This window comes from Candidatus Poriferisocius sp. (genome assembly GCF_965219815.1).
Lineage (GTDB): Bacteria > Actinomycetota > Acidimicrobiia > Acidimicrobiales > Bin134 > Poriferisocius.
The window spans coordinates 2343046-2362843 of sequence record NZ_OZ244791.1; the positions used below are offsets into that span (position 1 = coordinate 2343046).

The following is a 19798-nucleotide window of genomic DNA, read 5'->3' on the forward strand; positions in this document are numbered from 1 at the left end:
TCCTGGCCTAGGAAGCTGGTTCCAGGCCCAGCATCGCCCGAGTCTGCGGCACGGTGGCCAACTCGGCCCCCGCGTCGGCGATGCAGCCGGCTAGCGCGGCCACGATGTCGGCGTTCGAAGGGGTGCCCAACTCCAAGTAGGGGTAGTCGCCCAGTCCGGCGATGAGGTGCCCGCCTCGGCCGATCACCTCCGCGGCCAAGGGCCGCAGGTCGGCACCGTAGGCCAGGCACCCCCACACCACCCGGCCGTCGTCGGGCAAGAACCGGGTCATGGCGTCCAGCCCGTCCACCGTGGCCGGATGCCCCGACAGCCACGAGTCCGACAAGGTCACCTCCCCGTAAGCCGGTGCGGCCATGTCCCCGGTGTCCAAGAAGGCCGACATCAGCCGGGCCGATCCCACCGTCCACAGCGCGCCCATCGGCTTCATCCCGGCCTCCGCCACATCGGCCACCATCTCCCGCAGCGCCCGCAGCGGGGTCACGTACACGATGTCGGGATTGCCGAATGCGCCGGTGGCCGGGTCGTAGGGGTCGATGTTGAAGCTGCCCAGGTCGATGGGGGCCAGTTCGGGCCGGGTGGCCGGATCGGCGGCCAGATCCAGCACGGGGGCCAGCCGGGCATGGGGGTCGGGAACGGTGGAGGCGCCGAGCGTGGGCATCAGGATCAAATCGCAGGCGTCGCGCACTCCGGCGATCACCGACCCCAGCGTGGCGGCGTCCCACACCGGCACCCCGGTGGCCGCATCCCGGCCGTGGAAGTGGTAGACCGACGCCCCGGCCTCGGCACAGGCCACCGCATCGGCGATCAGCTCGTCAATCGACCAGGGGACGTTGGGGTTGGCCTCTCGGCCGGTGTACTCGTTGGCCCGGACTTCGATGAACACTGCTGGCATGGGCAATCACTCTGCCTACAGGGTGGTGGCGTAGCCGCCGTCCACCGGGATGACCGCGCCGGTGAGATACGCCCCGCCCCGCCCCGAGAGGAAAATCGCCGCTCCGGCCATGTCCTCAGGCTGACCCAGCCGTCCCAAGGCGGTGGCTGCCGCGATCTCATCGCCGAAATTGTCCAGGGTTTGGGCCATCATCTTGGTGTAGAACGCCCCTGGGGCGATGGCGTTGACTGTGATGTGGCTGGGCCCCAGCTTCTTGGCCAGCACCCGGGTCATGTGGTGGACCGCGGCCTTGCTGGCCGAGTAGGAGTAGTTCTCGATGTCGGGGGCCTGGAGCCCCTGAATCGAGCCCAGATTTATCACCCGGGCGGGGTCTTCAGGAGTGGCCGCAGCCTCCAGAAGGGGCAGCAGGGCCACGGTGAGTTGGAATACCCCCTTCACGTTGAGGTTCATCACCTTGTCCCAAGCCGAGTCGGGGAACTCCCGCATCGGCGCCCCCCAGGTGGCCCCGGCGTTGTTGATGAGGATGTCCAGATGGTCGGTGCGCTCGCCCACCGCCTCGACCAACCCCTCGCACCCCTGCTGGGTGGACAGATCGGCGGCGATGGCCTCCACGGGGCCGATGCCCGACATCTCCTCAACCGCCTCATCGAGCTGGTCTTGTCGACGGGAGGAGATGACCACCCGGGCGCCCGCGCCCAGGAGGCCTTCGGCAATCATGGCCCCGATGCCCCGTCCGCCCCCGGTAACCAGGGCGATCTTGCCGTGGAGGCCGAACAGGTTGGCGGGCGTGAGGTTGGTCGCGGAGGTCAAGGGCTACTGGTCTAACTCGAACAGCAGGTGGCGGCTCAGGTCGCCCATCTGGTCTACCAGCATGATTCGGGTGTCAAAGCACCACTCCCCATCGATGCGGTGGAAGGTGTCGTGGTAGCGGCCGGTGATGATGGGTTGGAGCGGGAAATCGTCGAGCTGCTGGAAGACGGTGTAATAGGAGCGAGCAGACCCTGCACCGGCGTCGTCATCGGTCTCGATGATGGCGTTGGTGGTCACATGCTTGGTGCGAGGGGTGCCGCATGGGTAGATGCGGGTTGAATTCTGGTACATGACCAGCACTGCGTCGCGTCCGACAACCGTCTGCTCGAACGGCGTGTCGGGGGCAGCGCGGATGCGCCCGTCGGCGAACAGGTCGGCCACCCCCTCCAGGTTCCCGGCATCGATCCGCTCGGCGTAGGTGTACATGAGGTTTTCAATCTGTCGCGCACTGTCGATCATGGGCTGCAATCTAATCAGATCACCGGCAGCCTGAGATAAGTGAACGGGATCGCCGCGTGGCAGAGTGGATAGGTGACGCCAGCAGCGATTCCCAGTCCGGGCTCAAGCAGCCTGGATATCGGCTCTTTGGAACTGCGGGCCTACGGCCTGATGATCGCCCTCGGCGTCTTGGCCGCGGCCTGGCTGTTCCACCGGCGGTTCACCCAGCGGGGCCATTCCCAGGAGCTGGCCAGTTCGATCACCGTATGGGCGGTGATCGCCGGTCTGATCGGGTCGAGGATCTACCACGTAATCACCGATTGGAAGACCTACCAGGGCAATTGGGGCGAGGTCTGGCAGATATGGGAGGGCGGCTTGGGCATACCCGGCGCGGTGGCCGTGGCCGCCGCCGTCATGTGGGTATACGCCCGCCAAAAAGGTATCCCCCTGTCCGACATCGCCGACTCGGCGGCCCCCGCCCTGCCTTTGGGCCAAGCCATCGGTCGATGGGGGAACTGGTTCAACCAAGAGCTATTTGGTCGGCCCACCGACCTGCCGTGGGCGCTGGAGATCGATCCCTTGCCAGCAGCGCGAGCTGGCTATCCAAACGACGACACCTTCCACCCCACCTTCTTGTACGAGTGCATCTGGAACCTGGCCTTGGTCGGGGCTTTGCTCTGGGTGGGCAAGCGCTTCACGCTGAAGCCGGGCCGTCTGTTCGGGCTGTACGTGCTGGGATACTCCCTTGGGCGGTTGTGGATCGAGTTCATCAGGGTGGACTTCGCCAGCGAGCTGGCCGGAGTGCGGGTGAACATCTGGGTGATGCTGGCCTTGATCATCGGCTCGGTGGCCTATCTGCTCTGGGGTCGAGGCGAGGGTGACGATCTCGAATCTGATGAGTCGGTCCCCGATGAGCCCGAGGCCGGCGAAGCGGTCCCCGAAGAACCCGAGTCTGATGAGTCGGCCTCCGATGAGCCGGAAAACATCCCGTTGGAGACCTGAAGCCGGTATCCTTACGGAGCGGGCTGGCGATCATTCCGCTTCCTTCCGCCGCCCCACTCATAGATGACAGAAGAATTCCGCGTTTTGGGCGTGGCCTCAGATCTGGTGGCCTCGCTCAACGAACGGGGCATTGAGACCCCGTTTCCCATACAAGCTCTCACCATCCCCGACGCGCTCGCCGGCTTGGACGTGTGCGGCAAGGCCAAAACCGGCTCGGGCAAGACCCTGGCCTTCGGCCTGCCCATGGTGGAGAACCTGTCCCGGGCCGACTCCCACTGGGTGCGCGGCCTGATCCTGGTTCCCACCCGGGAGCTGGCCGTGCAGGTGGCCAAGGAGCTGCGTCCGCTGGCCCGGTGCCGCAACCTCGATCTGGCCCCGGTCTACGGCGGGGCCCCCATCGAGGCCCAAATCAAGAAGATCGACTCCGGTCTGGACATCATCGTGGCCACCCCCGGACGGCTCATCGACCTGATCGACCGCAAGGCAGTGTCGGTGGCCAAGTTGGAGATCGTGGTGGTGGACGAGGCCGATCGCATGGCCGACATGGGGTTCTTGCCCCAGGTGGAGTGGATTCTGCGCCATGTGGAGGCCCGCCATCAGACCATGCTTTTCTCCGCCACATTGGACGGGGCGGTAGACGCCCTGGTCCGCCGCTACCAAAGCGACCCGGTTCGCCACGAGGTCCAGTCCCGGCAGGTGACGGTGGACGAGATGCAGCACCGGTTTGTGGCCGTCCACGAGATGGACAAGGTCAAGGTGGCCGCGGCCATCATCCGGGCTTCCAAGCGCACGCTGGTGTTCTCCGCCACCCGCCACGGATGCGATCGCCTCAGCCGCAAGCTCAAAGCCGAGAACGTGCGAGCCGAGCCCATCCACGGCGACCTCCGCCAGAAGGCCCGGGAGCACTCGCTGGCCCGGTTCATGTCCGGCGAGATCCAGGCCCTGGTGGCCACCGACGTGGCCGCTCGGGGGCTGCACATCGACGATGTGGACGTGGTGATCCACTACGACCCGCCGCCCGACCACAAGACCTATCTGCACCGCTCGGGGCGCACCGCCCGGGCCGGAGAGTCGGGCATGGCCGTCACGTTGTCGCTGTGGAACGAGGAGCTGGAGGTCAAGCGGCTCCAGCTCCGCCTGTCGCTGGACGTGCCCATCGTGGAGATGTTCTCCAACGACGACCGGCTCGATGCCCTCGACCGATGGGATCCGGTGGTCGAGCCCGTCTGAGGCTTCGAACAGTAAAAGGTTGAGCCTGAGAACCGTGCCCCGCTACCCTTGTGGGGTACATCGAGAGCGGCTCGCCGCCCGAGTCAATGTGCTCGGACGGAGGGTCCAGCAACCTGGGAGGGACACCCAAGGTGCTCGCCCGCTTCGGCGGGGGATGTGGCCTCTGGTTCGGCCAGGGGCAACCAAGTGTCCGTGCTTTGCCGCTAGGACAGCGGTGGCCCTCCCCTAGACAGACGAAGGGAGGATCATGCGCACAGGCAAGAACCGCAGTCGCCAGCAAGATCCTCCCGCCGCGCCGGTTGATGACAAGCTCCCGCCGGTCCACCCTCGGGGCTACAGCACCGATCTGCCGGTGACCGGCGCGTGGCGGCCCGGTGATCCCCCCGGCAAACGCCAGTTCTTCACCCTCGACCGCCCCCACTCCTTCGAGTTGGAGGGCGGCGGGGCGCTGCGGGAAGTGACCCTGGCCTATGAGACCTGGGGGCAGTTGGCCCCCGACGGCTCCAACGCGGTGCTGATCTGCCACGCCCTCACCGGCGACTCCCATGTGGCCGGCGAAGCCGGTCACGGCCACCCCACCCCCGGCTGGTGGGGAGAGATGGTCGGCCCCGGCAAGGTTTTGGACACCAATGAGCTGTACGTGGTGTGCGCCAACGTGCTGGGCGGCTGTCAGGGCACCACCGGGCCGGCGTCGCCCAATCCCGACACCGGCACCGCTTACGGCTCGTCGTTCCCCACGGTGACGGTGCGCGACATCGTGCGCACCCAGCGCCGGTTGGCCGATCACCTCGGCGTTCGGCGGTGGCTCACCGTGGTGGGAGGCTCGATGGGGGCGATGCAGGCCCTGGAGTGGGGCGTGATGTTCCCCGACCGGGTGAGCTCGGTGTGCTCGCTGGCCGGGTGCATGGCGGCCAGCGCCCAGCAGATCGGCTGGTCGGCGGTGGGGCGCACCGCCCTGGCGCTAGACCCCAACTGGCAGGGGGGCGACTACTACGACAACCCGCCCGGACAAGGCCCCCATGCCGGGCTGGCCATCGCCCGGTCGCTGGCCCAGATCACGTACCGGTCCGACGAGGTGTTCGAAGACCGCTTCGGGCGGGAGCTGTTCGACATCCACTCGGTGTACGGCCTGTGGGACCGGTTCCAGGTGGAGTCGTACCTCGACTACCACGGGGAGAAGCTGGCCAAGCGGTTCGACGCCAACACCTACCTGGTGCTCAACCGGGTGATGGATTTGCACGACATAGGCCGGGACCGGGGCGGCATCGCTGCGGCGGTCTCCCGAATCAACTCGCCGGTGCTGTCGCTGAGCATCACCAGCGACACCCTGTACCCGCCCCGCCAGCAGGTGGAGCTCCACGACGCAGTGGTGGCGGCTGGCGGCCGGTGCGTTTACACCGTGGTGGACAGCCCGCATGGCCACGACGGGTTTCTGCTCGAAGTGGAGGCGGTGGGGCAGGCCATCAAGGACTTCTTGGAGAAGGTGGGCAGCGGTGTCAGCTGAAGCCGGCTGGGACGAGGCTGCCAGCAGCCAGAGAGCAGTGGCTGCACCCGATCCTGCGGGGTTCTCCCACCCCGATACCCTGGCCGTACTGGCCGGTCGGCGCTCTGGCGGGGCCGAGTTGGCCCCTTCGCTCCACCCCACCACCACGTTCCGTATTCCCTCGCTTGACGAGGGCCGGCGCATGGCGCTCGATCCAGCCGAGAGCCATTACTACACCCGCAACGGCAACCCCACCGTGGCCGCCTTCGAGGAGGCCATGGCCGAGCTGGAGGGGGCGGAGGCCTCCCGGGCCTTCGCATCGGGCATGGGCGCGGTGAGCTGCGTGATCTTGGGCCTGTGCTCGTCGGGCGACCACATCGTGGCCCAGCGCCAGCTCTACTCCGGCACCCAGTTTCTGCTCCAGGCGGTGTGTCCCCGCTTCGGGATCGAAGTCACCTTTGTGGACGGCACCGAACCGGGAGCCTTCCAAGCCGCGGTGCGACCGGGCCAGACCATGCTGGTGTTCGCCGAGACCCCGGCCAACCCCCGCTTGGACTTGGTTGATTTGGAAGAGCTGGGCGCCATCGGTGGCCCGTTCACCGCGGTGGACGCCACCTTCGCCCCGCCAAGCATCACTCGACCGCTGGACTATGGCGTGGACCTGAGCCTGCACTCGGCCACCAAAGGCCTCGGCGGCCACAACGACGCCACCCTGGGGGTGGTGTCGGGCAGCGCCGATCTGATCGCCTCGTTGTGGGGGTTCGCCATCTTGCAGGGGGCCAACGCCGCCCCCTTCGACGCCATGAACGGCTTGCGGGGCCTGCGCACCCTGGGGGTTCGCCTCGAGCGCCAGAGCGCCACCGCCCAGCAGCTGGCCGAGGCGTTGTCGGGCCATCCCGGGGTGGAATCGGTGCGCTATCCCGGCCTGGCCTCCCACCCCCAGCACGATCTGGCCAAGCGCCAGATGCGGATGTTCGGAGGGCTTTTGGCCTTCGACCTCGCTGGAGGACACGAGGCGGGGGAGCGGTTCGTGGAAGCGGTGAAGCTGGCCCAGATTGCCACGTCGCTGGGCGGCCCCGAGACGCTGGTCACCCATTCGGCGTCCACCACCCACGCCGGGCTGACGCCTGAGGAGCTAGAGGCCGCCGGCATCGGGCCCGGCACCATCCGGGTGTCGGTCGGTTTGGAGCACAGCGACGACGTGGTAGCCGATTTGCTCCACGCGGCCGACAAGGCCACCGCTGAGTCGGTCTGAAGCTACGAGAGGCCGGGTTCGCTGCCTGAGATCATCGAGGTCGAGTATTACCGCCGGGCTGCCGTCAACACGGTGGGCCGCACGGTTGCCACAGTGCACGCTCCCGACGACTGGTTCATCAAAGGGGGCGCGGATGCCGCCGCGCTGAGCTTGGCGTTGGAGGGCCAAACTGTTGTGGCTGCACGCCGGACGGGAAAGCTCCTGATGATGGACTTCGGCGATTCCGATGATTCGGCCCGCGCTGTGCTGGGCCTGCGGTTCGGAATGACCGGGAGGCTGGTGGTGGACGACCACGCGGTGATTGAGAAGCTGGAGTACTCCAGCGCCCGGGTTCTTCCCGAGTGGCGCCGATTCGAACTGGGCTTCCACGACCAGGGCACCCTGGTCATTGTCGATCCCCGGCGATTGGGCGGCGTAGAGCTCAATCCCGATGACACCCGCCTCGGCCCCGATGCATTTAATCTCGCCACCGAGCAGCTAGCCGCCGCCCTGGAGGGGAGCCGCACCGCGCTGAAGGTCCGACTGCTCGACCAGCACCGGGTGGCCGGTTTGGGCAACCTGCTGGTGGACGAGATCCTGTGGCGGACAGGGCTCGATCCGGCCCGAGAGGCGGGATCGCTGGACGTGTCTGAGGTGGAGCGGCTGGCTGAGAGCATCAGGTTCACGGTGACCGAGCTGGCCGAGCGGGGAGGGTCGCACACCGGCGATCTCCACCACGCCAGAGTCCGGGGCGGCTCATGTCCCCGCGACGGGGGATTCTTGGATCGGCAGACCATCGGCGGGCGCACCACCTATTCCTGTCCCCAACACCAGAAGTGAACGATCTCGCTGAGCCGAGATGCCGCGCGAGACTGGGTGCCGTGCGTGCGAAGTGGCTGCTGGTCGGGGCGCTGTTCCTGTTCACTCTGGGGGGAATGGTCGCGCTGGGCTCGACTGCCGGAGCCACGGGGTCGCCGGAACCGATCGCCCAGGCCGAACAGCCCGACACCGGGTCGGTTCCGCCGCCATCTGATTCCGACGACGAAATCCGGCTGGTGATGGCCTTGCTGATCGCGGTGGCGGTGATCGCCCTGTTGGGCACCTTCGTGTACTGGGTGCGCGCCGGCGACAGTCCGCGGCGGGGTCGTGCCGATTCGTCGGACAGCCCCGAGGCAGACGATACGCTCGGGTGATGGCCGACGAACTGGACGTGGAGGCGATGATCACTCGGTTCCGGGAGCGGGCTGAGGCAGTGAGGAATCGCACGCTGCCGCCGGTGGGCGGCGAGGAGCGGACCCTGTTCATCCGACGGGCTCAGGAAGACTTCCAGGACTTCGCCATCATCGGCGACGCCACCGGTGCCATCGAAGACGGCTTTCTGGTTTTGCGGGTGGATTTGCGCCCGCCCGCCGATTCATGAGCGGCAACCGTGGGCACTGACGCCACATCTCCGAGCTCGCGGCTCAGCGCCGCGTTGGCGGCTGTCGACGCAGCCAACGCCGACGATCCCCACACCATCGTGGCGGGCGGCGCGGTCCGGCCCAAGGAGCAGGCCCACGCAGAGATGATGACCGAGTGGGTACAGCGCCTCGATCCCGATGCCGACGATGCCCAGCAGGTGGCGGCCCGGGCCCATCACCTGCGGCGCTGGGCGCTTCCCCGCACCGACTATCCCGAGGGGCGGGCTGGCTACCTGCGATGGCGGGCCGCGCAGGGCAAGCGCCATGCCGCCGAGGTGGCCGACATCGTGATCGCGGCGGGCTACGACGCCGACTTTGCCGCCGATGTGTCGGCCATTGTCACCAAGAAGAGCCTGGGCACCGACCCCCGAGTGCAGACCCACGAGGACGCCCTCTGTCTTGTCTTTCTGGAAACCCAGTTCGATGAGTTGGCCGACAAGCTGGGCGACGACCACATGACCGAAGTGCTGGCCAAGACTCTGGCAAAAATGAGCCCCGCCGCTCGCCGCGTCGCCCAAGACTTGGAGTTGGGTCCGCGTGCCGCAGCCCTTCTGGAGGCGGCTGGCAGCTGATCTATTGCTGTGAGCCTCCCAACGGCGGCTTGCTATGCTGGGCCGTCCTGCGGATGTAGCTCAGTTGGGAGAGCGACACCTTGCCAAGGTGTAGGTCGCCGGTTCGAGCCCGGTCATCCGCTCCCGGTTGCTGATTGACCCCGCCCTTTGCGCTGGTCAACGCGTCGCGAACTCGTAGGCCACTGGCGGCGTGGCCGCCGGGTCTTTGTACAGCGTGATCCGGCAGGGACCCGCGTCCATTCCTGTCGGGCATTGGATCACCGGCCACGGCACCCCAGTGCGCTCCATCGGCACCCAGAAGTGCATTACCGACACATGGGTGCGGTAGATGGGAGCAGGGCCCTGGCCGAAGGTGAGGGGGTGGTCCTCGGCTACCACCGCCAAGTCCAGCGTGTCTCCGTAGCAGCCGTCGGACACTTGCCGGCCGCAGGTGCCGCACAGATGAACGGTGATCACGAAGGCATCGTCGGTCTCGGTCACGGTGATGTCGGCGAAGTTGCCCTTCTGCATGCCGGCCCACTGCCGTACTCGCACCTCGGCCGGCCGGGCCACATCGTGGGGCATCCATCCCAGCAGCGTCTGCTCGCCGGCGAAGCGGATGCTCTCCTCCAGCACGTCGGGCCCCCAGGCCCGGTACACCTGCGACAGCACCGACGCCACCCGGTCGCGCTCCACATCGTGGATACGGCGGTAGCTGGCCTCTAGGGCGTCAAAGTCAGCCAGTGCGGCTTCGTGATCGGCTGATTCGATGAGACCGGCGATGCGGTCGGCCCGGTCCGTCTTGTGGCGGCCGGTGACATCTTCGTCAGTCAGCCCGTGCAACAGTGCCGAGCGGTAGGCGTCGTCGGATGAGCCAATCATTGCCAAGCCGTCTGCTCCATAGCGGTCGGCCACAAAGCGCTGGGTTTTGGCTATCCATGCCCCGAACCCGTCGATGAAGTTGCGATAGGCCCGGTCTATGCGCCGGAACACCTCGACCGCGGCCTCAGGGTTCTCTACCAGCGCTTCAACTAGCTCAGCCCGGGGCGGCTGGCCGAGCTTGGCCAGTTCCTCTTGGCTCAGCAGCCGCTCGCCAGACTCAGCCATCGGCAGCCAGAAGCGGCATGACCCGGTTCTTGGTCAGCTCCAGGCTCTCCCAGCCGATGGCCGGGTCGATGCCACCCACCAAGGGGTGCAGCATGGCGCTGCCTTTGTCCCGCACGAGTTGGGCGCACTCCTCGGGAGTCAATACGTCCCATTGGCCGCTGGCCGCCAGCCCGGCCACATCGTCGGCGTCCACCGCGGTGAGGTTGTGGTGGTCGTCGTACTGCCAGCTGTTGTACAGCCCGGCGTCGTACAGGGCGTGGCGCTCGATGGCCGCCCAGGTGCGCTCCGGGTCCTCGGTCACCATCACCATCGACGGGCCATCGGGCACGATGGCGAACGGGGTCTCGTAGCCCAGCCGGGCCGCTTCTTCGTAGTAGAGGTCGGCCAGCGACTGGTCGGGGGTGGAGGGGGAGAAGGGCAGGCCCAGCCGGGCAGCTCGTAGAGCCGATGCCTTCACCGACCCGCCCACCATCAGCACCGGGTGGGGCTCGGTGACCGGCTTGGGGGTGACCCAGATGGTGCGACCCTCGTGCTCGAACGGTTCGCCGGTCCAGCACCGCAGGATCAGCTCGATGGCCTCCTCGGTGTCGCGGCCCCGACGGGTACGGTCTTTGCCGAACATGTCGAACTCGAATTCCCGGTAGGCCACCCCCATGGTGACCGAAAGGCGCCCCGGCGCCATCAGGTCGATGGCCGCGATGTCCTCGGCGATGCGGATGGGGTCGTGGAACGGCAGCAGCAGGGCCGAGATGGCCACCATGATGTTGTCGGTGCGGGCCAATGCCGCGCTGGCCAGCACCAGCGGAGAGGCCATGAACCCGTCGTCTGCCCCATGGTGCTCGGAGACGATCACGGTGGCGATGCCGTTGTCGTCGCACCACGAGACCATGTCCAGGTACTCGCGGTGCAACTGCGCATGGGTCACGTAGGCGAACGGGGGGACTCGCAGCTCGAATCGGCAGGTGAACATGGCGCAGACCCTACTGGCGCCGGTCTATTGGCGAAGACTGCGGCGGTAGGCGGACCACTGGTCGGGGCGCCAGCAGTCTTGGTCTTCGCCCCAGCCGGTGCCGCCGTCGAAGTCCCAGGCGGTGGTGCTCACCCAGGTGAGCATCTTGGGATAGGGGTTGAAGATGATGCGGCTCACCGGTGTGCCGGTGGCCCGCAGCTCCCGGCCCAGCTCGTCGACCGCCTCGATCTCGAAGGCGGTGGCGTAGCCGTGGTCGGGGTCTCGCTCCACCCGGCGCTCGCCGCTCACTATGTCGGCCCTCACGCCGTCGCGCAGGTAGTAGCCGGCGTTGATGGGGTCGCTGTCGGGCTTGGGCAGCGAGTAGCACAGAAAGGCGCTCTGGGAAGACGTTGTGGCGAAGGCGTATCCGATGCGGAAGCCCTGGAGATCGGAGCGGGGGCCCCACGACCGGTCCCGCATGGCGCAGCAGTCCACGTCGATGTCGGTGCCGTGGAGGCGGATGCGCCCGGTGACCCGGCCGGGCTGGTCGATGTGGCTGGCGATGGTGAACGGGGGCTCACCCCGGGTGAACACGTGGGGCGGGGTGAGGGCGTCGAAGCGGAGCTCGGCCTCGAACATATCGCCGTAGGGGTAGCGGTAGCCCAGCTCGTAGCTGGTGAGTGGCTCGATCACCTTCACCCTCATCCCGGTGGGCAGGGTGGCGTCGCGAAGGTCGAGGCCCTCTGGCAGCGGGATGCTGTGGTTGTAGTCGAAGAACGGCACCTCCCACGGCAGGTATGCGGTGTCGTCCCACACCAGCGTGCCGCCCCCCGCGATGCCCAGGTTGGGGCGGATCCAGGTGTAGAGGTAGCCCATCAGATTGCGCTCGGGCACGCAGAAGGCGTACCAGCACGTCTCGGTCTCCCACGGGTGGTTCGACGGCGGGTGGAAGTTGTCGTCCTCTGGCCCGATCAGGGCATCTTCAGCTGCTCCCACGAATCAACTCCCTTGTCTTTTGGCATGCTCGGCGAACCGGGCCGGAATCCACTCGGCGAGCGTAGTGGCGATCTCATCAGCCACCGAGGCCAGCCCGTGGTCGGCCTCGGGATACACAACCATCTCGCCGCCCCCCGCCAGGGCCCGAACCGCCTCGCTGGCCTGGACCGGCAGAATCTGATCCTGCCCGCCGTGCATCAACAGTAGGGGAGTGCCCCCCAATGCCGCCGCGTTCTCGCACCCCGCCGACTGGGTGGCCAGTCCCACCACCCCCGCCGTGTGCTCCCCCAGGGCGACGCCGGCCTGCACCGCCACCGCGCCCCCGAACGAGTGCCCCATGAAGATGAACCGCCGGCCATGCTCCCGAGCCGCCAAATCAGCCGCCGCAGCCGCATCCAGCAAACAGCGCTCGATGATCCCCGGCCGCCGGTAGTGAACCCGCATCACCGCGATGCCCTCGTCTGCCAGGTTCTCGCCCAGTCGCAGATACAGCGCCCGAGCCGGCCCCAGCAACCCCCCAATGGCCCCACCCAGCGTGATCACCACATCGGTTGCGTCCCGAGGCCCATGCCACAGCAGCGTCAACAGCCCGTCCGGGCAGTACACCTCCAGGTGGCGGAACCCCGCGCTCGCCTCCGCCTCCACGATCCCCATCACATCCAGCAACTCCAAAGGAGACCGGACGCCACCATCGCTCATGGCCGACACCCTAAACGCCATGTGGAATGCTCAGCCCGATCCCATACACTGTCAGCGCTGGCCGCTCCGGCGGCCACACCTGCGTCGGTGCCCGAGCGGACTAAGGGAGTGGCCTGCAAAGCCATGATTCACGGGTTCAAATCCCGTCCGGCGCTCAATCGGGTCATGGCTAGTTTGCTGGCATCGGTTGCCCGGCTAGACCTGACTGGGGGTCTTTGGGCGGTTGCGCGGGACTTTGGGGGCGGTGTGTGAGGTTGCTTTCGGCAAACTGCCTCGTGGACAAAGTCAACCTGGGGAAGATTCTTGCCTGACGCTGAGAGCTCCAACCGGTTCATTCTGGCCGCTTGTGCTGCTCGTCCTCATTTCTGTCTTGTTGTGGCGCTCCAGTGAGGGGGCGCGCGGGACGAATGCCTGAAGGTCTTGGAACACGTTGGCGTAGAAATCGATCACCGCGTCAACGACCGAGTCGATGAAACCCTTCTTGCGGGTAGAGCGACGGCCTGTGCCCATTTTTGTTTGCTGGCGTACGAGGAACTTGTTCGGTGGTTGCTTCGATTCGGGCAGACCGGTCTTGGGGTCTTCTCGCAGTAGCTCCAAGGACGAAGTGACGGGGATGCGCCCAGATTTCTGGTAGACGTCAATAAGGACGGTGTTAGGCGCATCTTTCATTTGCTTGACGAGCCAGACTACGGCGGCCCTCGGTGTCCGGTCGTCGGGGGCCGCTAGCTGGGTGCTAACCGTGATTTTGCGGGCCTTGAGGTCGACCGAAACAGACAGGTCCGCGGCTCCATCTGGGACACGCAGAACACCGGACAGTGAGCCCTCTGAGCACAGCGAAGCTACGAATTCCTTATTGCGTGCCTGTGGGTTCTGGCGGTGGGCCCGTGGGATGACCTCGGTGACGTCGGCGCCGATTTCAGCTCCCAACTTCAATGTGGCGAATCTCAGCAGCTGGTCCCACCGTTGGCAGATCTCGGCTGCTTCGGGACTTCGGCGCGACAGGCTGCCGTCGGTCGCTGCTTCGAGGACGGCATTCCAGTTATCGCCCATGTCCGAAAAGTCCACCACCCCTGATTTCTCATGGGTCAAATAGCGAATGAGCTCATCGACGATCCAAGCCTGCTCTGGGTCGTCAACTCCGCGATGCGAGTGCTCCTTGACTGCCTCAGCCAAAATCAGCGACCACGACAGATGATGGACTTGAGTCCTTGAATTGGACCTCACTTTCAGCCCGTCAGTGGGGTGTACCCCAGGAGATGGCGCGATTTCATTCGAAATGGTGATGACGCAGTCGATGCCCTCTCCTCGGGCTACTTCCAGGTATTCGTTCAATTGGTCTGCGCTGAGCTTGTTCATCCCAGTCTTAACCTCTACAAGGGCCTCAAACCCGGTTCTTTGGCCTACCTCCACCCGGATGAGCCCGTCGGGAATGACGAGGCGGCCGTCGCCTGTCCGATAGCCGGGCTTGACGAACGTGGAAATCTTCGCCTTCTTTGCAGACGTGCACCCCAGGGGGACCAGCAGCGCTCGGCTGAGTGACGGGACCACACTCATCACTGACAGCAACGCTGAAGTCGCCCGGTCCTCAGCCTCTTTTGCCCCTTTGATCCCAGCCACTGGAATCAATCGCGCCCGTTCAAACTCGGTTTCAGCCACAGCCCACCTCGCTTTCAATCCAGCCTGCGCTGGAGGCGCAAACCCCGGCCACCCTACACATCTAATACCAACCACAGTCCAGGCAACCCTTAACGGCCGGGTCGTAGTCCAGTTCAAACAGCAGTCTGGATGCTGTAGTCGTCGAGACGCACCAGTTGGTTCAGCGCGGGATCGCTGCCGAACGACGGTATCTATTCAATGCTGATCGGAAGTTCACCGTTAACTAGGCGGCCATTCGCAGAAGCCGGTCGCCGGTCTTGCTGTCGACGTAGGAGAAACTCTGGGGAGGTCGGAAGCCCCTTGGCTTTGCCCGCAGATCTTGGAGAGGCACTCTCCTGGACAGAGGTCGCTGCTCGTCCAGCGTTAACGCCGTGCCCACCTCCACACCCTCAAAGTAGCGCTTGAATTCGTGGAAGGGCAGATCGGCTCTTGAGCCGTACTCGTGCCACAAGTCTGTGAGGCGTGCCGAGGTGACGCTGGTGATTATGCATGTGCCGAGCAGTGCTCGCACCGGTGTGCTCGCGTACAACAGGGCCCGCGTCGGAACTTCGATCTTGGGTGTCGTGCGGCGCAGTTCAACCGTCTTTGTGCCGGCGAGGATGGCTTCAGCGAATCTCGGCTTGAGAGACAGGACAATCATCCGGTCTTGATCGAGTTCTGCCATTTCCTCAGTCATCTCGTCTCAACCCTTCCTCGTAGAATGCCTGGACACTAGCTTCATCGATTTGTCGGGTCGTTATGAAGTAACCGTCTGTGTTCATGGCGGGGCACAAATCTCGTGCTCTGCTTATCGGTATTGGCTCATGGAAAATCTCCGTCTGGCTGAAGAGCAAAGCGGTTGCGGTGGGGTGGCCGTCCTTTCCAGACGGCTTGGCGCTGTCTAGAACCTGCCGCTCGTCGAGCACCCCGCGATCGCGATACTTGCGGTGGAGGCGGCGCGGACCGTCGGTGTCGAAGGCGTCCAGCCACGATATAGCCTTCACGCCCCCGAAAGCCCCTCCGCCTGAGACCCACCAGATGATCCTTGCGGGCGCCTCAACGGATTGTCGAGGTGCCATGTAGTAGGTGTTTTCACGGGCAGCGGCTGCTAGAGGATGCATCTCGAACAGCCGGGCCTGGGGCTCCTCATACCCTAGGAGGACGCGGGCGTACTCTGGCTTTATCGGGACGAAATATGAAGTGACGGTTCCGCTGAACACCTTCGAGGGCCACGCGTACCGCTCATATTCTCGGATCAGGTTCGCGTCCAGCCTGTCCCAACCGATTTTGCTCAACTCCTGGGGAAGCGCATCGCCGGGTGCAAAGACGCTGGTCTCGATGACCGCCTCCCAGGATGACCCCTCTGATCTGAAGCCCTCATCCTTCAGAGCTTGCTCGACAGATGGATGAGTCTGGTCCTCTATGAATATGGCCGCCGGCCCGTCCATCGCGACGACAGTTCGCAGGTGATGGATCATCTGCCGCGCCGCCGAATACGAATGCTGCCCCGTGGCACTACGGAGCACCGTCACTGTCACGCGGGAATGATCGCGGTACATCGCTCCTAGCGCCACAGGCTCTCCCGCTTCCGTCACGATTTGCTCGATACGTCCCTCGTGGGCGGTGGCCTTGCCGAGGCGCTGCCTTATGTCGGACGGACGCTCGCTGACGTGATGATGGCAATACACGGATAGTTCGGCATTTGTTGGCATCTTTGAGACGGTCGCCACGGACATGCCCGAAGCGGCGATTGCTTGAGTCTGATGGCTGTGTTCACCTCCGGAGGCTTGGAGACGCACTAGGAAGTCGTCTGGGCCTACCAGGGTTAAGCCGGTGGTTTTTTCAATGTGCTTCCCTTGTTTGAGAAGGTTCTCGTCTCGCGTCACTAGGTACGCGGCATCGCAAGTCGCTGCCTGTGCGACCACCTGAAGATCGCTTGCCCCTACCTGAGCCGTAAACGGTGCTTGCGGAGCGACTCCAATTTCGCGTGCCACGCCTCGGGGGATGGTTCCAGGGTCCGAAACCCGTCTAGTGAGGATTCGAAGCCTTCGCTTCTTGAACCCCGGTCTGAGAGTTCTGAGCGGCTCTGCGTCGTTACCGCCAACTCTGCGACTTCCTCGACCCAGTCCGCAGTGAGCGCCTTCGAAGCAGGGAAGTCGCGCTGCTCCAAGATGTCCAACAAAATGTTGGTATCGATGGCAACCAAGAGCCGGGCATCTTCATGGTTGTGCCCCTCAAATAGGGATTGAGCAGCGATTGGCCTCAACCACGTCACGAGGGGGTGTCCAGCACGGCTCCGACCAGGCTTCTCTCCCCAGCGCGTAAACCCAAGTTCGGGCCACATTTCGTTCGCGTCATAGTCCTTGCGGCACGACAAGCGAATTCCCGCCCGGTGGGGGTTGCGCTCGACGATGCCTTCAACTAGCTCGCGTGCGATCCCCTGTCCTCGTTGATCTTTGTCAACGCAGAGATGAGTAAGAGAGATGTCTCCTGTTCTGACCCTCTTCCCATAGAGTGCATACCCCTTGACTTCACCGTCTTCGACGAACGCGAGCACCCTCCCTTCATCTGCGGCCTGACGAATTGCTGCGTAGGGCAAGAAGCCCAAGGTCGCGCTGTTGGCATTTCCAAGTTCGATGACCCGCTGGTAATGCGGCGAACCAGGACTGACTGCCTCGATCATGCTTGGTGCCCTCCATTGTTCTGTGTGCAGGCAACTTGCTGGACAAACCTCTCCGATTGTACGGAGGGGGAGTGACAATTTGGGACGGCCTCGGTCTTGTGCCAGCCACACCTGCGTCGGTGCCCGAGCGGACTAAGGGAGCGGCCTGCAAAGCCATGATTCACGGGTTCAATTCCTGTCCAGCGCTCCAGGGTCCACTGGTCGCAAGACTCAAACCGTTTGCTGAACCTCACCTGCCGGCGTGTTGTCTTGCCCACCGGAGGGCCTTGATTGCGCTCACCGCCAAGATGGCCGCCAGAGTATTGAAGAGAATGTCGCGAGGGTCAAAGACCCGAGTGGGCAGCAATGCTTGGATGAGTTCGTCGAGCGCTCCGAGGAAGCTCGCAATTGTGACAGCGAGGGCCGCGGGGGCGGGCATGTGCGGACTCCGTATCGCGCGCTCATTGAGGGCCGCATGGATGAGCAGTGCAACTATGCCGTACTCGATCAGATGGGTGCGTTCTTCGTGGCTGCCCATGCGAACGAACACCATGAAATAGACCGTCGCGACTCCCAGAGCGACAGCGATTTCAGCACTTCCAGGTCGGGATCGCAGCCCTTGGACGACGATGGCCACTCCGGTCAGCATCATGCCGATTGCGAAGAATGCGGACATCAGTCCTGCTTCTCGCAGGGTGCTGGCCAGGCGGCCGGTAAGGCCGAGAGTGGCGTAGATCGCGACGACGACAGCCAACGTCGAGAGCCATAGGCGTCGCTCGCGGATCGAGGTGAAGGGACGCACCGCAGGAGCCTATGCAGCAAAGACAGCAACGGTCGAGAGCCATAGGCATCGCACATCTCGATCGGCGTTGACGCGAGTTTGAGGCAAAGGCCGAGCCGAAGATTTCGAGAATTTCGCTCGACAACCTGAAGGTAGTGGAGGACATCCTTTCGCTCTTGGGCAACGACCAGTGCGAACAATCTTCAGTGGCCCGAGCAGGTTTCAGGACCAATAACCCTCAAACCAAGGCCATTTTCCCAGATCACAGCCCTTGGCGCCCCCAAACCACAGCACAGACGCCTTCGCTGCCAGCTACGCTCCCTGCCTTAGGTGGAGTAGCCCCCTTATTCTTGGGTGGAGTCCCCGGAAGTCATCTTCAAATGACCAGATCATAAATGGTGGCGAACACCCCTCCAATGGAGGGTGTGCTGGCATTGATTCTCTACCCTGAAGGCATGGGCAGCCAGGATCGCCTTCCCTCCGAGCAGGTCATCATTGAATCCCCGTTGAGTTTTGCGGGTTCGGCTAAACGCATCATCCCGGCCGTTTACGAGGGAATGCCCAAGTGAACCTCCCCGGGTATTGCGCAGGCTCTGTTCCTTGGGAGGATGGAGCCATGACAGTGCGAAGGGGGCCGGGGAGGTACCCGGTGGAGTTCCGCGAGCGTGCGGTGCGTATGGTCTTTGAGGCCGAGCGTCGGGGCGGTTCGCAGTGGGAGGCGATTTTGTCGGTCGCCGAGAAGCTGGGGCCCACGGCGGAGACGGTGCGCCGCTGGGTGCGCCGCTGGGAGGTCGACGAGGGCCGGCGGCCGGGTCTTTCGACCGATGAGCGCGAGCGGCTCAAGGAGCTGGAGCGGGAGAACTGGGAGTTGCGCCGGGCGAACGAGATCTTGAAATCGGCGTCGGCTTTTTTCGCGGCGGAGCTCGACCGCCCGCGCAGGTGATGGTGAACTTCGTCGACGCCCATCGGGAGCGTTTCGGGGTCGAGCCGATCTGCAGGGCTTTGCAGTTCGCCCCGTCGACGTATTGGTCGGCGAAGCGGCGGGCGCCGTCGGCCAGGGCCAGGCGCGACGATGAGCTCAAGGTCGAGATCGCCCGGATCCACGCCGAGAACTTCGGGGTCTACGGGGCGCCGAAGGTGTGGGCGCAGCTCAACCGCGAGGGCCATCGGGTGGCGCGCTGCACTGTCGAGCGGCTCATGCGCGACCTGGAACTTGCCGGCGCGGTACGGGGCCGCCCGCGGCGCACGACAGTCGCCGACGACACCGCGGCGCGGCCCCGGGACCTCGTCGAGCGCCGGTTCAGCGCCACCGCCCCGAACCGGCTGTGGGTCGCGGACTTGACCTATGTGCGGACCTGGTCGGGGTTCGTCTACGCGTCGTTCGTCACCGACGCCTACAGCCGGCGCATCGTCGGCTGGCACGCATCGCGCTCTTTGCGCTCAGATTTGGCGCTGCACGCCCTCGAGCAAGCCATCTGGGAGCGCAACCGCGTCGGCGCCGATCTCGGCGGCCTGGTCCACCACTCCGACCGCGGCACCCAATACCTTTCCATCCGCTACACCGAGCGGCTCGCCGAAAACGACATCGTCGCCTCCGTCGGATCGCGCGGCGACTCATACGACAACGCCCTGGCCGAAACGATCATCGGCCTCTACAAGACCGAGCTAGTCCGCAACAAAGGCCCCTGGCGCGGCCTCGACGACCTCGAGCTCGCCACCCTGGAATGGGTCGACTGGTTCAACTGCCGCCGCCTGCACCACAGCATCGGCCGCATCCCGCCGGCCGAGCACGAGGCCAACCACTATCGTCAACAAAACCCAGGCCGCCAGGCCGACACACAAACAAAACAGCCTGCATAAAACCCGGGG

Annotated in this window: 22 protein-coding genes, 2 tRNA genes, 1 riboswitch and 1 other annotated feature; of the genes, 12 read left to right on the forward strand and 12 right to left on the reverse strand. The window is 65.0% G+C overall.

Features of this window, described 5'->3' with window-relative positions; translation table 11 throughout:
• Nucleotides 1-7: 7 nt before the first annotated feature.
• Genes ACOQPI_RS11225 through ACOQPI_RS11235 form a run of 3 tightly spaced genes read right to left on the reverse strand, consistent with a single transcriptional unit; the run spans nt 8 to nt 2161 of the window.
• Nucleotides 8-892, reverse strand: coding sequence for a 3-keto-5-aminohexanoate cleavage protein (locus ACOQPI_RS11225; protein ID WP_420619726.1), 885 nt, complete (start codon nt 890-892; stop codon nt 8-10).
• Nucleotides 893-907: 15 nt separating this feature from the next.
• Complete coding sequence (locus tag ACOQPI_RS11230; protein ID WP_420619727.1) at nt 908-1702, reverse strand: SDR family oxidoreductase; 795 nt, start codon at nt 1700-1702, stop codon at nt 908-910.
• A gap of 3 nt (nt 1703-1705) precedes the next feature.
• Entirely contained in the window at nt 1706-2161 is a 456-nt protein-coding gene (locus ACOQPI_RS11235) for a nuclear transport factor 2 family protein (RefSeq protein ID WP_420619728.1), read from the reverse strand.
• 72 nt (nt 2162-2233) lie between these two features.
• On the opposite strand from ACOQPI_RS11235, the gene lgt reads away from it, so the two are divergent.
• The 9 genes from lgt to ACOQPI_RS11280 all read left to right on the forward strand — a co-directional run bounded on the left by lgt (nt 2234) and on the right by ACOQPI_RS11280 (nt 9243).
• Complete coding sequence (gene lgt / locus ACOQPI_RS11240) at nt 2234-3142, forward strand: prolipoprotein diacylglyceryl transferase (RefSeq protein ID WP_420619729.1); 909 nt, start codon at nt 2234-2236, stop codon at nt 3140-3142.
• A gap of 90 nt (nt 3143-3232) precedes the next feature.
• Nucleotides 3233-4372 carry a DEAD/DEAH box helicase gene (locus tag ACOQPI_RS11245; protein WP_420619730.1) on the forward strand — a complete coding sequence of 380 codons (1140 nt, stop codon included), beginning with the start codon at nt 3233-3235 and terminating at the stop codon, nt 4370-4372.
• A gap of 52 nt (nt 4373-4424) precedes the next feature.
• Nucleotides 4425-4568, forward strand: a riboswitch (SAM-I-IV-variant riboswitch).
• Between the two features lie 51 nt (nt 4569-4619).
• Nucleotides 4620-5876: a homoserine O-acetyltransferase MetX gene (metX, locus tag ACOQPI_RS11250; protein ID WP_420619731.1), complete on the forward strand. Its 1257-nt coding sequence runs from the start codon at nt 4620-4622 to the stop codon at nt 5874-5876.
• Complete coding sequence (locus tag ACOQPI_RS11255) at nt 5866-7110, forward strand: trans-sulfuration enzyme family protein (RefSeq protein WP_420619732.1); 1245 nt, start codon at nt 5866-5868, stop codon at nt 7108-7110. Before metX ends, ACOQPI_RS11255 begins: the two co-directional genes overlap by 11 nt.
• A 33-nt stretch (nt 7111-7143) precedes the next feature.
• Nucleotides 7144-7929 (forward strand): DNA-formamidopyrimidine glycosylase family protein, encoded by a 786-nt coding sequence (locus tag ACOQPI_RS11260; RefSeq protein WP_420621029.1) that lies wholly within the window; start codon nt 7144-7146, stop codon nt 7927-7929.
• A gap of 41 nt (nt 7930-7970) precedes the next feature.
• Nucleotides 7971-8282, forward strand: coding sequence for a hypothetical protein (locus ACOQPI_RS11265; protein ID WP_420619733.1), 312 nt, complete (start codon nt 7971-7973; stop codon nt 8280-8282).
• Nucleotides 8282-8509 (forward strand): hypothetical protein, encoded by a 228-nt coding sequence (locus tag ACOQPI_RS11270; RefSeq protein ID WP_420619734.1) that lies wholly within the window; start codon nt 8282-8284, stop codon nt 8507-8509. The genes ACOQPI_RS11265 and ACOQPI_RS11270 overlap by 1 nt, the downstream gene beginning before the upstream one ends.
• A gap of 9 nt (nt 8510-8518) precedes the next feature.
• Nucleotides 8519-9121: a DUF4202 domain-containing protein gene (locus tag ACOQPI_RS11275; protein ID WP_420619735.1), complete on the forward strand. Its 603-nt coding sequence runs from the start codon at nt 8519-8521 to the stop codon at nt 9119-9121.
• Between the two features lie 49 nt (nt 9122-9170).
• Nucleotides 9171-9243, forward strand: a tRNA-Gly gene (locus ACOQPI_RS11280).
• Nucleotides 9244-9277: 34 nt separating this feature from the next.
• Here the strand turns inward: ACOQPI_RS11280 and ACOQPI_RS11285 are convergent.
• Genes ACOQPI_RS11285 through ACOQPI_RS11300 form a run of 4 tightly spaced genes read right to left on the reverse strand, consistent with a single transcriptional unit; the run spans nt 9278 to nt 12851 of the window.
• Nucleotides 9278-10207 (reverse strand): hypothetical protein, encoded by a 930-nt coding sequence (locus ACOQPI_RS11285; RefSeq protein WP_420619736.1) that lies wholly within the window; start codon nt 10205-10207, stop codon nt 9278-9280.
• Nucleotides 10200-11177: an LLM class flavin-dependent oxidoreductase gene (locus tag ACOQPI_RS11290; RefSeq protein WP_420619737.1), complete on the reverse strand. Its 978-nt coding sequence runs from the start codon at nt 11175-11177 to the stop codon at nt 10200-10202. Before ACOQPI_RS11290 ends, ACOQPI_RS11285 begins: the two co-directional genes overlap by 8 nt.
• 24 nt (nt 11178-11201) lie before the next feature.
• Complete coding sequence (locus ACOQPI_RS11295; protein ID WP_420619738.1) at nt 11202-12152, reverse strand: DUF7065 domain-containing protein; 951 nt, start codon at nt 12150-12152, stop codon at nt 11202-11204.
• Between the two features lie 3 nt (nt 12153-12155).
• On the reverse strand, nt 12156-12851 hold the full coding sequence (locus ACOQPI_RS11300; protein WP_420619739.1) for an alpha/beta hydrolase: 696 nt from the start codon (nt 12849-12851) through the stop codon (nt 12156-12158).
• 81 nt (nt 12852-12932) lie between these two features.
• On the opposite strand from ACOQPI_RS11300, the gene ACOQPI_RS11305 reads away from it, so the two are divergent.
• Nucleotides 12933-13006, forward strand: a tRNA-Cys gene (locus ACOQPI_RS11305).
• 130 nt (nt 13007-13136) lie between these two features.
• On the opposite strand, the gene ACOQPI_RS11310 is transcribed toward ACOQPI_RS11305, so the two are convergent.
• From ACOQPI_RS11310 to ACOQPI_RS11330, 5 genes are all read right to left on the reverse strand, one after another.
• Nucleotides 13137-14507, reverse strand: a complete 1371-nt coding sequence (locus tag ACOQPI_RS11310; RefSeq protein ID WP_420619740.1) for a stress response protein — start codon at nt 14505-14507, stop codon at nt 13137-13139.
• A 223-nt stretch (nt 14508-14730) separates the two neighbouring features.
• On the reverse strand, nt 14731-15183 hold the full coding sequence (locus ACOQPI_RS11315) for an ASCH domain-containing protein (protein WP_420619741.1): 453 nt from the start codon (nt 15181-15183) through the stop codon (nt 14731-14733).
• Nucleotides 15176-16411: a hypothetical protein gene (locus tag ACOQPI_RS11320; RefSeq protein WP_420619742.1), complete on the reverse strand. Its 1236-nt coding sequence runs from the start codon at nt 16409-16411 to the stop codon at nt 15176-15178. Before ACOQPI_RS11320 ends, ACOQPI_RS11315 begins: the two co-directional genes overlap by 8 nt.
• A 17-nt stretch (nt 16412-16428) precedes the next feature.
• Nucleotides 16429-17169: a GNAT family N-acetyltransferase gene (locus tag ACOQPI_RS11325; RefSeq protein ID WP_420619743.1), complete on the reverse strand. Its 741-nt coding sequence runs from the start codon at nt 17167-17169 to the stop codon at nt 16429-16431.
• Between the two features lie 229 nt (nt 17170-17398).
• Nucleotides 17399-17950, reverse strand: coding sequence for a VanZ family protein (locus ACOQPI_RS11330; RefSeq protein WP_420619744.1), 552 nt, complete (start codon nt 17948-17950; stop codon nt 17399-17401).
• 374 nt (nt 17951-18324) lie between these two features.
• Here ACOQPI_RS11330 and ACOQPI_RS11335 point away from each other — a divergent pair, with 374 nt between their 5' ends.
• A complete protein-coding gene (locus ACOQPI_RS11335; RefSeq protein WP_420619745.1) occupies nt 18325-18498 on the forward strand; it encodes a hypothetical protein in 174 nt (57 codons plus the stop codon).
• Nucleotides 18499-18545: 47 nt separating this feature from the next.
• Nucleotides 18546-19789 (forward strand): IS3 family transposase gene (locus ACOQPI_RS11340; protein WP_420618439.1). Its coding sequence is split into 2 segments (ribosomal slippage): nt 18546-18840 and nt 18840-19789, totalling 1245 coding nucleotides; the frame shifts between segments, so codons are not numbered across the junction.
• Nucleotides 18833-18946 (forward strand) — a sequence feature (AL1L pseudoknot). It overlaps the preceding gene by 114 nt.
• Nucleotides 19790-19798: the final 9 nt, after the last annotated feature.